Origin of the sequence: Pelagibacterium flavum, assembly GCF_025854335.1 — a bacterium.
In the GTDB taxonomy this organism is placed as follows: domain Bacteria; phylum Pseudomonadota; class Alphaproteobacteria; order Rhizobiales; family Devosiaceae; genus Pelagibacterium; species Pelagibacterium flavum.
Map to the genome: position 1 here is coordinate 2,499,999 of NZ_CP107716.1, position 14,340 is coordinate 2,514,338.

Sequence of the window (14,340 nt, forward strand, 5' to 3'; positions counted from 1 at the left end):
AATCAGCCTATCGGATTGAGCCAGACAAAGCACCGGACACGATCCAGCGTTGCATGACGAAAAAGACAACCACAACCGGTATCGCAAAGACGAGCGAGGCCGCCATTTGCAATTCCTGCAGCGTAAAATACTCACCCCGGAAAGAAGCGATGCCGTTGGCGGCAGTCCAGAGCTCCTGAGATGTCACTAGGGTTCGAGAGAACAGGAAATCGTGCCAACTGGTCACGAAGCCGTAGATGAAAATCGCTGCCAAGCCAGGAACTGCGAGCGGCAATGCAACATGGAAAAAGGCGCCCGCATGGGTACAGCCATCTATGCGCGCCGCACTCTCAAGATCGGTGGGAATGGAATCAAAGAAGCCCTTACTCATCCAGATTGCGAGCGGAACGACGAGAGAAATATGGCCAACGACCATCCCTTGCATGGTATCGAGCAGCCCCCATGCGCGAAACAGCATGTAAAGGGGTACAATAATGCTGGTCGCTGGCATCATTTGGGTGGTCAGGACGGCAATCAGCAATAGGTTTGCTCCACGGAACCGCAGACGGCTGAGCGCATAGCCGCACGTGGTGCCGAAGGCGAGAGAGATCGCCGAAGCGAGCGTCGCCACAAGAATCGAGTTCCAAATCCAACGGGCCATCGGACGATCGGCAAAGAGGGTAACGAAGTTCTCAAGCGTGGGCGTGGTTGGAAAAAAGGTCATCACTTGTCGACCGAGCCCTGTGGGTGTCAGTGCTATCACCAACATCCAATAGAGTGGGAACAGCGCAACCATGGCGAGTGCAACGATAGCGATCGTGCGCAAAGTGACAATCAGCAGGGGAGTAAACGGTGCAGCGCGACCCAGGATCACATCACGTCTCCATGGCCGGTGCGCGGCAAAAGCCGCAGGTAACCCAGCACAAGCATTGCCGAGGCGAGGACGGCTAAAATGCCCAACGTCGCGGCATAGCTAAAATCAAGGCTACGGAAAGCGGTATTGTAGGTCAGGACTGTGAGGGTTTCGGTCGCCCCTGCTGGCCCACCACCGGTCAGGATGAATATGATGGGAAAAGACTTAAACCCCATGATCATGAGGAGAATGACAATGACCGCGATAATGAAGCGGAGATGGGGCAAAGTGATATGCCGAAACTGCTGGAATGCGTTGGCCCGATCGATCCGTGCGGCTTCATATAGTTCATCAGGTATGGCTTTGAGGCCGGCGAGAAAAAAGATATAGGCGACCGGAAACTCGTTCCATACTTGGGCTACGATGAGCGCGGGGAGCGCGGTCTGGCGTTCGATTAGCCAATTCTGACCGTCAATGAACGGCACGAAGTCGAGGAGCCTGTTGATTACCCCAAAATTGCCATCGTACATGACGCCCCAGATCAGAGCAGTGACCACGGCAGGCACCGTCCAGGGCAAAAGGAACGCGACCCGTGCCAGGCCAGAGAACCATACGACACGTCGGGTAAGCAGCGCTGCGGTCAGCGCCATTCCCACAGAGCCGATCACGGTTCCGACCATATAGAGAGCCGAGAACCCCAGCGCCGCGTAAGCTTTGGGGTCTGCAACGAGGCGCAGATAGTTGTGAACGCCGTACGTTCCAGCGGCGGCGGGTCGGCGCAAAGCGATGCTATCAAAGCTCAGTCTAACGGCCTCCAGCATGGGCAGCCCTATGACAAAACCCAGCATCAAAAGCGCAGGTAGGATCATAATAAACGGGAACGCCGGACCGTCGAACAGTACGCTTATCGCAGACGATCGCCTAAAAGCATGTTTGACTGATGTCATGGGGGAGCTCGCTTAAGAAAGGCAGGGCGGAGGGCAGTTGCCCGACGCCCTGCCAGGGGAAGATGCCGCCTACGAACAGCAGTCCTCGAGCTGTTGCTGAGCTATAGCGAGCGCTTCTTCGGGCGGGACATTGTCGCGCAGAGTAAGCAGGACCGCATCGACGACAATGGGCCAGATCTCGTTGAACTGGTCGGCATGGCCAGGAATGGCAATGGGATGGGCCGACCCGCTGCTTTCAACGTAGGGAATAAGGTAGGGCCGCGCTGCGAGTTGTTCATCGCTGAGCGCATTGACCCCGTAGGGAATGTAAGGGCTGTAGTCACTGAACTGAGACTGAAGGTCGTCGCTTGCCGCCATGGAAATGAACTCCCATGCTGCCTCTGGATTGTCGCTGTCGGCGCTTATTGCCAGTGCCATGTTGACCCCGCCGGTAGCCGGGCCGTCCCAAGGATGGCCAGCGGTCTGGTAGCAGTCAAAATTTTCCGGGTTATTTTGTTCGATGAAAGGGAACTGCCACTGGCCATCGATCGTCATGGACGAACCGCCTGTGGCAAAGAGAGCCCGCAGGTCCGTCTCGCTCATACCTTGAGGCACGACGCCGGAATCGTAGATCGCCTTAAAATACGTCAGTGCGTCAATCGCAGGCTGACTGTCGAGAGTAAAATTTCCGTCTTCATCGGAAAAGGACCCACCATGAGCCAGTGTCAGCATAAGCAGGGTTTCGTAGGTAGGGTCTTCGTTGGCGTTGACCAGGTTCATCCCGTAACGGGTAACGCGGCCGGATTCGTCAGTTTGGGTCAGTGCCTCGGCATATTCCATTATCTCATCAAGACTCGTCGGAGGGCCGTCGAGCCCGGCCTCTTCAAAGTGGCATGAATTGTAGATTAGCTGGAGGGTGCGGCCGGTGATCGGCAGAGCATAGGTTGTGCCATCAACCGTAAGGCTATCCCAGCCGCCAGGAACGATCGCATCACGCAAGTCAGACTGCTCTATGAACGAGTCCAGCGGCAACACGTATCCTGCGGCGAGAAGTTCGCCCAGATTATTGGGATTGACGGTGAGCACGTCAGGACCTGCTCCGCTTGCGGCCTGGATTAGAAGCTGCTCATAATAATGACCCGCTGACACGCTGCGCGGAACCACCGTGCCTTCTGCCTCGGTATTATATTTTTCGACTAACAGTTTCCACCAATCCCCCATGCCTGGCGCGTCGTAATCGACAACCATAAAGTCGATTTCCTGAGCGTTGGATACGAGCGAAAGCGGCGCGATTGCCAGCGCCGCCAGAATGGCTAGTGGAGCTTTGATGCGAAATTTCATTGACGTTCCCCTTCGTTTCCGGGCGGGATGGGCCGCGGCTTGCGTCCTGTTTCCCGAACCTTGAGACCGAGTATCCGATCTAGGCTTGACCTTGCTCAAACTCCTTTTTGGAATGACTAGCCCACCCTTGGAGCGGTTAAAAATGCGCGCAACGCAAAGTTACCTGACGAGAGCTCGTCCGGCCAAAACGACAAAGCTGCCAATCCGCTGTGTTCACGCCGCCCGGATCTGCCGGACGGGGGTCCTCGTTTCGGATGTCAACCACTGAGCAAAACCGGTAATTGCCGGGTCGCCCACCAGTCGCGCCGGCACAGCGAGTTGATATCCGCGTTCGTTTAGGTCAGTGCCCTGGAACAGGGCGACCAAATCATGAGCCTTTAGTTCGCGCGCAATAAGAGCTCGCGGCAGGATCGCCACTCCATGTCCGGCAATGGCCGCTGCGATGGCCAACTCAAATCCCTCAAACGTGATGGTTGCGGTTTGCACGGGCTCAGAGCCTGTCATGGCAAACCATGCTGCCCACAGGCCCGTCATGTCCGACTGTGAAAGACGTCGGGCACGCGAAAGGTCAGATGGTGCTTGAATTGCGAGGTGGTCTCGCAGGGCCGGCGAGGCAACCGGGGTCCAGTCGAGATCGAAAAGCGGGTAAACAACAACGTCCTGTTCGTGGGGACGTCCTAGATGGATGTGGCAGTCGGCGATCCCCTCGGCCTCCGAACCGGTTGCTATTTCGAGCGTGATGTCGGGATGGGCGTCGCGATATCGTTGTAGGCGTGGGACGAGCCAACGCGAGGCAAATGAAAGCGGAGAGGCCAGGACAATGCGATCACGACCGCGGGCGCGGGTCCGCAGCGCCTCGGTGTTAACCTCAAGGTCTTCTAGCAATTGGCGAATCTGGGCGAGATAGGCCCGGCCCATATCGGTGAGGCAGACCTGATGGCGGGTGCGGGCGAGCAAGGGAACGCCCACAACCTGCTCGAGCTGGCGCACTCTTTTGCTGACCGCGCCCTGGGAAAGGCAAAGGTCTTCGGCTGCGCGCGAGAAGCTAAGATGGCGGGCCGTTGCCTCAAAGGCCACGAGTCCAGCGACTGAAGGTATCGAACGACGGGGAAAATCCATGTGTCACCTCCGGGCCGACGGCCGGCCTCCTCAGGTACTCGATGTGGTTGAAAAGGGGCGGCCGTAATGCCTATCCATGAGATATTTGGCCACGTAATAGTCGATGTGGCTCCCGCCCCCGTTTTTCATCATGGTGATATCGCTTTCTGACGTTCTGCCTTCCGCCTTGTTCTGGCAAAGCTCAAAAAGATCGCCGCGCACATCGTCAATGGTGATCACACCGCGCTCAAAAGGCCCTAAAAACTCGCCTGATCGTGTCGTCGTCTGCCGGTGATCTACGAAAACCTTGGCCCGCGTCAGCACGTCGTCATCAGCTTCGCGCATCTGAGGGGTAAATGAGCCGACAAGATCAAGGTGAGCGCCAGGCTTTAAGAGTTTGCCCTTGATGTGAGGCTCCGAAGCCATTGTCGCCGACGAGATTATGTCCGCCTCCAATATAGCATCATCAAGATCGTCAACGATTTCGGCCTGGATGCCTTTGGCCGCCAACTTGTCGACGAGCGCCTCCGCATTCGCCGTGGTTCGATTCCATATTCGGACAGTCTCGATTCCTGGCCGAGCACTTAGGTGAGCTTCTATAAGATAAGGCGCCAACCCACCTGCCCCGACCATCAGGAAGGACTTGGCATCGGGTCGCGACAGCATCTTAGATCCTAGAGCCGAGTCCGAGGACGTCTTGCGAAAGATCACCGCTTCTCCGTCTATGAGCGACTCGATGACCCCCGTCTCGCCATTGATAAAGGCATAGATGGAATTGACCGTGGGCAAACCATGGCGTTCCTTATTGTTTGGAAAGGAAGTGACCATCTTGGCAAGGATGCCCTCGCCAGGCTCCCATGCGGGTAGAATGATGAAGATGTCGGGTTGGCCAGTTGGGTTCGGCTCTTGGTAAATGAGCCGATCGGACTGTTTAGGCATTCCGCCCATATGTGCCTTCTCAAGAGCATCAATCAGCCCAGGGAAATCGAGGAGTTCATGGACGCGTTCAGCATCGACCATCAGCATAAAATAAGGTCCTTTCAGTTTTTTAGTTCGACGACCGCGTCAATTTCGACGCAGACGCCCAAGGGAAGGCTCGAAACGCCGACAGCGGCGCGAGTATGGCGCCCGGCTTCGCCGAAGAGCTCGATCAGGAGGTCGGACGCACCGTTGACTACCTGTGGGTGAGCGGTGAAATCTGGCGTCGCACAAACGAAGCCGCCGAGCCGGACAATCTGGGCCACACGGCCGAAATCGCCATCGATTGCCGCGCCGAGCTGGGCGAGGATCATGAGCGCACAATGGCGTGCAGCGTCCCGAGCGGTTTCCACCGAGACGTTTGCTCCAACAATGCCGCAATAGGGGCCGGGAGACTCATAAGCCCCTATGGTCGGCGGCAATTGCCCAGAGATAAAGCAATGACCGCGCGAGACCAAGAATGGTACGTAGCTGCCTTTGGGGGCGACGATTGCGGGAAGTTGCAGGCCGAGGGCCTCCAGGCGATCGTGAATCATTTTACTGTCTCTTTTTGATCGACAAGAATGGCAACGGCTTCCTGCGCGACGTAGACATCAAGTATGCCGTCGCCCTCCAGTGCGCTACCGGGCCTAACTTCCAAGGTGAGCGATGTCCCGTTCGCGGTCTGGCAACGCAGGTGAATTCGACCTCCGAGAAAGGTTTGCTCGCGGGCTCGGGCAGACAACGCGAGTTCCCCCAAGCCTGGACCAGAGCCCACAATTACGTCCTCTGGGCGGATGACCAACGTCACGAGGTCACCCGTTGCAGCGGACTTCCCACCGGTAATGCAGTCGGTCGGGACCACCCAATTTTGGCCTTCGACCTCAAGATTAAGCCGCGCGCCGTCAATGCCACAGACTCGGGCCGGCAGCATGTTGGCCGCGCCTACGAAGCCGGCCACGAACGCAGTTGCTGGGCGCGCATAGATGGCACGGGGCGTGCCGAGCTGCTCAATTCTTCCATCCTTCATCACCGCCACGAGATCGGACATCGACATGGCCTCATCCTGATCGTGCGTGACAAAGACGAATGTCTTGCCGGTGGTTCTCTGGATGGACTTGAGTTCATGTTGAAGCTCAAGCCGAAGCTTGAGGTCGAGCGCGCCCAGTGGCTCATCCAGCAGAAGTGAAACCGGATCAGGCGCCAACGCACGAGCCAGCGCAACACGTTGACGCTGTCCGCCTGAAAGCTCGCCAGGTTCGCGATTGCCGACATCGGGAAGCCGGATGAGTTCAAGCATGGCATCAACGCGCGCCTCAATCTCGGAACGAGTCATACCTTTCATCTCGCAGCCGAATCCGACATTGCGTCGGACGCTCATGTGGGGAAAAAGGGCATAGTCCTGGAACACCATATTAACGGGTCGGATATGGGGGGGAAGCGCCGTGACGTCGCGGCCTCCAACCAAAATAGAACCGGAGTCGGGGGCAAGAAACCCGGCGATGGACCGCAGCAGAGTGGACTTTCCGCAGCCTGACGGCCCGAGAAGTGTAATGAAAATGCCGCTCTCGACGGTGAGCGAGACGTTGTCGATCGCGCGGAATTCCGCGAACGATTTAACGACGTTGCGCACTTCGATGGCTGGTACAGATTTAGACATTCTTGTCGTCTCCTGGCGCCGCAAGACGGCCTTGTTTTGCAGGGGCGGCACGCTTGCGGCTGAATCGTTCGGCATAGAGTCCCAGCGCGATGGTCGCGACGAGGACCAGCGTCGAGATCGCCGCAAGGCCAGGATCGAAACCGAAGCGCAGCCGGGCAAAGAGCAAAACCGGAAAGGTCGGATCGAAACTGCCCAGGAAAAAGGACCGAGTAAAATCCTCGAACGAAAGCAGCATGCAAAACATGAAGGCGCCAAATAATGCCGGGGCTAGATAAGGAAGCACCACCCGGAAAAACACAATGAACTCATCTGCTCCCAGATCTCGAGCAGCGTCGGCAAGATTGGGGCTCATGGAATTAAGGCGCGTGAGCAGCATGACAACAACGAAAGGCACCGATGACACCGCATGGCCAAAGGCGATCGCGACCAAACCAGTCTGGATACCGAAATTGCCGATAAACATGCGTAGCGCGATGGCGCTAACTACGATGGGAATAAAGGCGGGCATGACGATGATGGTGATCAGCATCGCGCGCCAGACACCGTGGAAACGCGCGACCATAAAGGCCATCGGTGTTCCGATCCCCAGACCGAGGACGGTCGATAAGACGGCGACCTGGAGAGAGACCCAGAGGGAAGCGAGTATTTCCCGGTCATCGATAACCGATCGATACCAATCCGCGGTCCATGACTGAATGGGAAAGGCGACGAAGTTAGAATCCCTAAAGCCCATTGCAGCCATCACGAACAGGGGCACAAAAAGCCAAGTGACGAAGAGCCAAAAGTAAACTGGCAGGGCTATCTTGCCCAAGTGGTGCATCATGACCGCCTCCCTGGCCTTTTCTGCAGCACGGCCATGAACACACCGACATACGCAAGCGCGGCAAAGATCAGGATCATCGAGAACGCGCTCCCCAATGGCCAAGAATCTCCCGCTCGTCCAAAGATCTGACCGATAGTGGAGGCAAAGAGTGTGTTGGATGGGCCGCCAAGCAACACCGGCATCGCATAGAGTCCAACGACCAGCAGGAAAACGAGCGTGCAACCGGTGACAATTCCATCTCGTGCCAGCGGTAAAATGATACGCGAAAACCGTCGAACGCCAGTCGCTCCAAGGTCGGCGGCCGCTTCAAGTAGCCGATCGTCGATCTTTTCCAGTGCGGAATATAAAGGGAGGAGCATGTAAAGTGAGGTCAGGTAGAGCACGCCGATTGTCAGCGAAATGTTGTTGTAGAGCAGCTCAAATGGCGGGCCCGAATAGCCTATAAGTGACAGGAAGGAATTGACCGCTCCGCGATTGGAAAGCATCAGCATCCAAGCGAACGAACGAATGATTTCGCTTATCCAGAACGGGGCGATCACCAGTAGCAATAGCCTCACCCGCCGCATGCGGGGCGCTACCTTGGCGATGTAATAGGCGACTGGAAACATCACCAAAAGGGTGAGTGCGGTCACGAGAGTGGCGAAGACAAAGGATCGGGCAAAAGCCGACAGATAGAGGGGGCGCTCAAAGAAAGCCAAATAGTGCCGGACTGTGAATTCCGGGGCTGTCCCGGCGTCCACCGGATATGATTGGTAAAAGCTGATTACAAACATCTGTACCAGCGGTGCGATGTTAGCAAGCACGATCCAGGCTAGAGGTATCGCTGAGATCATCGCTAGCCGCGCAAGCGGGGAGCGCGCTAGCAATTCGGTCAGCGACCGATAAGCGGCAAAGCGTCGAGCCCAGATAAAAAATGCGGTCATGGACGACCCGGTCTTTCAAGAAATGCATGTCCCGGACGCTTACCGCCCGGGACGCGACGATACGATTAGGAGGCGCGGATTTCTTCGGCCGCGGTGTCGATCAGATCGAAGATGAATGGAGCGGTCTCGACGTCGACCCAAGAAAGCCGTGAACGCTCCTCGGCTCCGAGGGCCAGCACGGCCCGCTCCTCGGGGGTGAGGTGCTCGCCGGTGCCCGCGATCACCGATTCATATCCGGTGGACCGAACGATCTCGGCCCCGTTCTCGGGCGAGGAGAGAAGCGCATTAAGGAAGGTGTAGGCGTTGTCCATGTTGGTCGCATTGCGGGTGATGTTGAACCCGTAGGCGTAGGCAAGGCCCCCTTCCTCGGGAATGGTGTAGCCAGCGGGGAAACCTTCGATAATCAACTGGGCGGACGGGCCCGAACCGGCCTGAGCCAGCGAAACGTCGCCATTCACAAACATCTGCTGGATCTCGGTCGCCGCGTCATAATAGCGGCGCACCTGCCCCTTGTGCTCAATGAGGAAATCCCGGGTCGCGTTGACCGCTTGCTGAGCCTGCTCGGGATCATCCATGTACGATGCTGCCGAACCATCATAGCCAAGATAGTTCATCGCGATCTGGAAGAAATCCTGGATCTGGTAAGTGGTGCGCCCAGCATTGGCGGGATCAAACATCACATCCCAGCTCGTTGGTTTATCGAACTGCTGGGAATCATAAAGAAGGCCGGTTGTGACAACAACGAGGGGAACGCCCCAGCGTTCACCGTTCCGAGACACCCAGGTTGCCTCGGCATACTCTGGCTCAATTCTGTCCCAAGCGGTCATTTTGTCCATGTCGATGGGTTCGAGAAATCCGGCATCGACGAACTGATAAAACCGGTGGCCGGCGCAGCACACAATGTCAGCACTGTAGTTGCCGTCTTCAGCCGCCATCAGATTAAACTGCTCACCTTGGTCGGATACCAGCCGGATGTTAAGCCGAATGCCGCTTTCTTCCTCAAAACGTTGACGGAAGTCATCGGTGATAAATCCCGAATAGGACCAGACGTTGAGTTCCCCCGTCTGAGCAAAGGCGGGACGTATGATCGCAGGAGCTGCAAGGGCCGCGAGCCCCGTGGCGCCAGCACCGCGCAGTAGTGTGCGCCGGGTCAGATTGCTTTTCATTGTTCCACTCCGAGTGAAGGTTGCAGGGGGCTTTTGTTATCGTTCTTATTGGCGTGGGACAGGCTCGCACCCTTGTTGCCGGTCATCGCATCGAGCGCCTCAATCAGCGCATCGAGTTCTTCGACTGTGTTGTAAGCGTGGATCGACGCCCGAACCATGTGGGTCGTGCCCCCGGAAATGAGCGCGAAGCGTGTGAGTTGGCAGGCCGATACGGACGTGTTGATCGAATGGACCGAGCGCAGGCGAGCCACAATCTCGGGCGAACTCAGCATCGCGTGCGAGAAAGTGACAATGCCACTTTTTTCGGTGCCGCGGTCATGGACGGTGATGCCACTCAAGTCCGAGAGCGAAGAACGTAGATGTTCCGAAAGCATGCGGATGCGGTTCCACATCGGTTCAATGCCGACGTCGAGCGCATACCGAGCGGCGCAGCCGAGACCGATCTGACCAGCAATACTCGCCTCCCACAGCTCGAACCGGCGCGCATCGGCTGCGATCTCGTACTCGTTTACTCCAGACCAACTGGCCGAGCGAATATCAAGAGCGTGAGGCACCAGGCGATCGAGCCAGTCACGGCGCACCCACAAAAAACCCGTGCCGCGCGGGCCACGCATATACTTTCGGCCCGTCGCAGACAGCATCGTGCAGCCTAGGGTCGATACATCCAGCGGCATCTGGCCTGCCGACTGGCAAGCGTCAAGCAGAAAGGGAATGCCATGCGCGGCGGCGATTTGGCCAACCATTGCCGCGGGATTGATCAAACCGTCATTGGTCGGCATATGCGAGAGGCAGATGAGCCGAGTGCGCGGGCCAATCATCGCCGCGAGCGCAACCAGGTCGATGGTTCCATCTTCAGCGTCTGGTACCAGCTGGAGCTCAATGCCCTGGCGTCGTTGGGCATGCAAAAAACTGACCATGTTAGCATTGTATTCTGACCGTGCCGTCAGGACGACGTCGCCGGGCTTCCAGTCCATTGCATGGAAAACCGCGAGCCAAGCGCGAGTTGCGCTGTCTAGAAAGGCGACCTCATCTGGGTGCCCACCGATCATCGCTGCTACGTGGAGATAGAAGCCCTCGATCGCGTCTGCTGCCTCGACTGCTGCCTCATAGCCGCCAATGCGACTCTCAAGATCTAAGTGTTCCTTTATAGCCTCAAGCACCGGGGACGGCATCAGCGAAGCACCGGCATTGTTGAGATGCATAACATCACCCGCGCAACCCGGAGTGGTGGTCCGCATGGCCTGAATATCAAGTTCCATAAGCCTGCTTGTTGATTCTGTTACGCTTTCCGTGAGCAGCGTAAAGTTTTTTTCTGGTGAAGAGAGCGCTGTACGCCCTGCATCACCGCATGACATGGGTAGACTGGCACCAAATTTTGCGCCACGAAAGAGTGATAAAATTCATTGTGAGTATGAATTTGGCTCATGTCACTACGTCGTCACATTCCCTCTGCTAGCGCGCTTTTGGCCTTTGAGGCCGCCGCGCGACTAGGATCTTTTTCGCGCGCGGCAGAGGAACTCAATATCACTCAGCCAGCGGTCAGCCATGCCATTGCCGCCATGGAGAGACATCTGGGCCAGAAGCTGTTCATACGTTCCGGCCCGCGCCTCATATTGACGGAAAACGGAGAAAAGCTTGGACGTGTGACGACCCGATCATTCGGCGCGATTCAGGAGGTGTTCGAGGACATTGAAGGCCGCGATCCTACGCGAGAAACTGTGATGCTCTCGATCTCCTCGGGCATGGCGACCCATTGGCTCATGCCCCGCTACGATCGCTTCCGGGACCATTTCCCCCAAGTGGACTTGCAGTTCCAGCTTATCCCCGGCAGCGTCGGCGGTCCGCTTTACAATTGCGATCTGGGTTTGCGGGTAGCTTCGGGGGAGGATTCGGCAGAGCTTGACGGTATGTTCACTCCAGAACGCATCCTCGCGGTCTGTTCACCAGCCTACCTATCCGATTTCGGAAAGTTCGAATCCCCGCGGCGTCCTCAGACATTGATCGCCCTGCCCGACCACTGGTTCGGTTGGCCCGAGTTTGCCCATGAAGCACGATACCGGCTGACATCTGATGGCGATCGGTTGTCGTTTTCCGACTATTCGGTCTGTGTCCAGGCGGCGCTGAGTGGGCAAGGTGTGGCATTGGGGTGGACTTCGGTTACTTCTCGGCTCCTAGCTGACGGCCTCCTGGTACCGGCAAGCGATACCGTGGTTGTCACCGGGCGCAGCTATCACTTTGTGACCTCGAGCCAGAGGGCGACACGGCCGATCGTTCAGGCGGTCCGCGAATGGCTGATCAAGGAGATGCACAAGGACGAGGCGGAACTGGAAGAGCTACTCGCATGATGCCGCGCTAGCTATTCCCCGAAGTCCTACGGGTCGGAAGAGAATTCGGTTGGCCGAAGAGAGCGCCGGTCCGACAATGGCCGGATAACCAACCTTCCGGAAGGTCTCCTATGAAAGTCAAATCTGCCCGCGTCCACGTGGTTCCCTGCGGCAATCGCCGTGCCGTCATTATCGAACTGGAGACCGATACAGGGCTCACTGGCCTCGGAGAGGCCGGGATGGCATATGGTGCTGGCACGACCGCAGCGGCCGAGCTTGCTGCAGAAATGATCGAGCGGTTCGTCATTGGGGAGGACGCAAGTCGGATCGAACGCATCTGGAACACGATTTACGACACCGCCTTCTGGACGAAGGGCGGCGGCGCGATAACCTTCTCCGCTTTGAGTGCTATCGAGCACGCGCTTTGGGACATAAAGGGCAAGGATCTGGGCGCGCCGGTTCATTCGCTGATGGGCGGACCTGTCGACGATCATGTGGCGGTTTATGCCAATGGCTGGTGGATTGGGTGCGACGATGCCAAAAGCTACGCGCGTGCGGCAGCGCAAACTGCAGCCCGTGGCTTTAATGCGCTTAAGCTGTATCCACTTGGGATGGCGGATCCGATCACAGTGGTCAAGCATCCGGTGCGCCGTGCTCTCGACGCTTCAGCCCAACGGTTAGTCGTAGAAAGATGTAAAGCCATTCGCGAGGCGGTGGGTTCGGACGTCGCGATCCTGCTCGATTTCGGAGGCGGGCTGAGCCATCACCAGCTCATGACAATTCTTGAAGCGATCGAGCCTCTAGATATCGGATTTGTCGAGGAGCCGGTGGACCCTGCCCTGCCCGAAGCCATGGCGCGCGTGGCAGCACGCACCTCGATCCCCATCGCAGCTGGTGAGCGCACCTATACCCGATACGGCTTTCATGCGCTTTTCTCCGCCGGGGCGATTAGTATAGCTCAACCGGATGTGTGCAATACGGGTGGACTGATGGAAACAAAAAAGATCGCGGCTATGGCTGAGGCATATAATTTGCGCGTCGCCCCCCATAATTATGGCAGTCCACTCGCCACAGCGATATCCCTCCATGCCTGCGCCGCGATCTCGAACCCACTAATACTTGAAATCTTCCCTGACTTCGAAAAAGAACCCGGCTATCGGCCCGTGATCGAAGAACCGTTCGAGGCCAAAACTGTCGACGGAAAACTCGCGTACCCCACCGGACCAGGTTTAGGGGTAAAAGCGGACCGAAAATCGCTCGAGGACACGCTCTGGCGTGCGATCTGAACGGAACGGGCCGATGCTTGACTTGGCGAACTTACCAAGAGACCGCTATCCGCAGATGAGGATATGACGTATCCAGCTTCGTAAAAACACAGCCGCGAGTAGCGGTCGATTTGCCTATTTCCGGCTTTCTCGCCAAGCCATCAGGTTGTCAATGGCCGCATCCAGTCCTGGAACCGCACTCCAATCTCGCGGCTGAAAGGGTGGTCGTGCCCCTCCGGTCTGGTGCCCCATCCGCGCCAATACGTACTTTGTGCCATCGATGATCGATGGGTAGACCCGCTCGATCATGTCATTGGCTACGCCCTGCAGACGCAATGCCTCGGATTGATTGCCTGCCTCCCATTCGGCACGAATGGCTACAAAGACGTCTCCCATAAAATTATAAGTCGTACCGATGCCCCCGTCGGCGCCCATGGTCAGCCCGGCGAGCAGAATCTCATCGAAGCCGTTAAAGAAGATCTTGTTGGGATAGGCGCGTTTCAGCTGATCGAGCATGTAGAGATCGGCCGACGTGTATTTTACGCCTGAGATCTTCGGATTTGCGAGAAGGCGATCACAGAGCTCCCGCGAAAGTCCTAGTCCCTTCTGGGGAAAGGAGTACACGATGAGCGGGAGCGCTGATGCTTCCGAGATCGCAGTATAATGGGCGAACAACTCATCTTCCGAAAATCCGTAGTAAAACGGGGAGATTGCGGAAACAGCTGAGTATCCTGCCCTGTCGGCCACTTCTGCCAATGATTGAGCGTCCCGAGTAGCGACAGTACCGACGTGAGCAATCAGCTTTAGCCCAGGGTTGTGCTCAGCAACTGCTTTTAGAACCGCTTGCCGTTCCGAAACCGATTGAAGCACTGCCTCTCCGCTACTGCCGCCGACGTAGACCCCGTCTAGTCCCTGTTCTTTTTGGAATTTTAGGAGTCCCTCAAGAAGGGTGGGATCGAACTCGCCGCCCGCGTTATAGGGCGTGACCAAAGCCGAATATAGTTCTCGCATCTGAGAACGGCGGT

General features: G+C 57.1%; 14 protein-coding genes. 2 read left to right on the plus strand and 12 right to left on the minus strand.

The genetic code is table 11. From position 1 onward, the window contains the following. Positions 1-7 precede the first annotated feature (7 nt). The 11 genes from OF122_RS12505 to OF122_RS12555 form a co-directional block, all read right to left on the minus strand. Complete coding sequence (locus tag OF122_RS12505; protein WP_264224560.1) at positions 8-853, minus strand: carbohydrate ABC transporter permease; 846 nt, start codon at positions 851-853, stop codon at positions 8-10. Next, positions 850-1,779, minus strand: coding sequence for a carbohydrate ABC transporter permease (locus OF122_RS12510; protein WP_264224561.1), 930 nt, complete (start codon positions 1,777-1,779; stop codon positions 850-852). The genes OF122_RS12505 and OF122_RS12510 overlap by 4 nt, the downstream gene beginning before the upstream one ends. A gap of 69 nt (positions 1,780-1,848) precedes the next feature. Further along, positions 1,849-3,099, minus strand: coding sequence for an ABC transporter substrate-binding protein (locus OF122_RS12515; RefSeq protein WP_264224562.1), 1,251 nt, complete (start codon positions 3,097-3,099; stop codon positions 1,849-1,851). Positions 3,100-3,312: 213 nt separating this feature from the next. Beyond that, positions 3,313-4,218 carry a LysR substrate-binding domain-containing protein gene (locus OF122_RS12520; RefSeq protein WP_264224563.1) on the minus strand — a complete coding sequence of 302 codons (906 nt, stop codon included), beginning with the start codon at positions 4,216-4,218 and terminating at the stop codon, positions 3,313-3,315. Between the two features lie 30 nt (positions 4,219-4,248). Beyond that, complete coding sequence (locus OF122_RS12525) at positions 4,249-5,223, minus strand: ornithine cyclodeaminase (RefSeq protein ID WP_264224564.1); 975 nt, start codon at positions 5,221-5,223, stop codon at positions 4,249-4,251. 14 nt (positions 5,224-5,237) lie between these two features. Further along, the gene (locus tag OF122_RS12530) at positions 5,238-5,711 is read right to left on the minus strand and encodes a RidA family protein (RefSeq protein ID WP_264224565.1); all 474 of its coding nucleotides are present in this window, start codon (positions 5,709-5,711) and stop codon (positions 5,238-5,240) included. Further along, entirely contained in the window at positions 5,708-6,814 is a 1,107-nt protein-coding gene (locus tag OF122_RS12535; RefSeq protein ID WP_264224566.1) for an ABC transporter ATP-binding protein, read from the minus strand. The genes OF122_RS12530 and OF122_RS12535 overlap by 4 nt, the downstream gene beginning before the upstream one ends. Continuing rightward, positions 6,807-7,637, minus strand: coding sequence for an ABC transporter permease (locus OF122_RS12540; RefSeq protein ID WP_264224567.1), 831 nt, complete (start codon positions 7,635-7,637; stop codon positions 6,807-6,809). The genes OF122_RS12535 and OF122_RS12540 overlap by 8 nt, the downstream gene beginning before the upstream one ends. Next, on the minus strand, positions 7,634-8,560 hold the full coding sequence (locus tag OF122_RS12545) for an ABC transporter permease (protein ID WP_264224568.1): 927 nt from the start codon (positions 8,558-8,560) through the stop codon (positions 7,634-7,636). The genes OF122_RS12540 and OF122_RS12545 overlap by 4 nt, the downstream gene beginning before the upstream one ends. A gap of 65 nt (positions 8,561-8,625) precedes the next feature. After that, a complete protein-coding gene (locus OF122_RS12550; RefSeq protein ID WP_264224569.1) occupies positions 8,626-9,726 on the minus strand; it encodes an ABC transporter substrate-binding protein in 1,101 nt (366 codons plus the stop codon). Beyond that, on the minus strand, positions 9,723-10,985 hold the full coding sequence (locus OF122_RS12555) for an aminotransferase class V-fold PLP-dependent enzyme (protein WP_264224570.1): 1,263 nt from the start codon (positions 10,983-10,985) through the stop codon (positions 9,723-9,725). The genes OF122_RS12550 and OF122_RS12555 overlap by 4 nt, the downstream gene beginning before the upstream one ends. Before the next feature lie 165 nt (positions 10,986-11,150). Here OF122_RS12555 and OF122_RS12560 point away from each other — a divergent pair, with 165 nt between their 5' ends. Both OF122_RS12560 and OF122_RS12565 read left to right on the plus strand, forming a co-directional pair. After that, a complete protein-coding gene (locus tag OF122_RS12560) occupies positions 11,151-12,071 on the plus strand; it encodes a LysR family transcriptional regulator (protein WP_264224571.1) in 921 nt (306 codons plus the stop codon). 110 nt (positions 12,072-12,181) lie between these two features. Continuing rightward, a complete protein-coding gene (locus OF122_RS12565; protein ID WP_264224572.1) occupies positions 12,182-13,336 on the plus strand; it encodes a mandelate racemase/muconate lactonizing enzyme family protein in 1,155 nt (384 codons plus the stop codon). 114 nt (positions 13,337-13,450) lie between these two features. Here OF122_RS12565 and OF122_RS12570 read toward each other — a convergent pair whose 3' ends face one another. Further along, positions 13,451-14,326, minus strand: coding sequence for an N-acetylneuraminate lyase (locus tag OF122_RS12570; protein ID WP_264227661.1), 876 nt, complete (start codon positions 14,324-14,326; stop codon positions 13,451-13,453). Between the last annotated feature and the right edge of the window lie 14 nt (positions 14,327-14,340).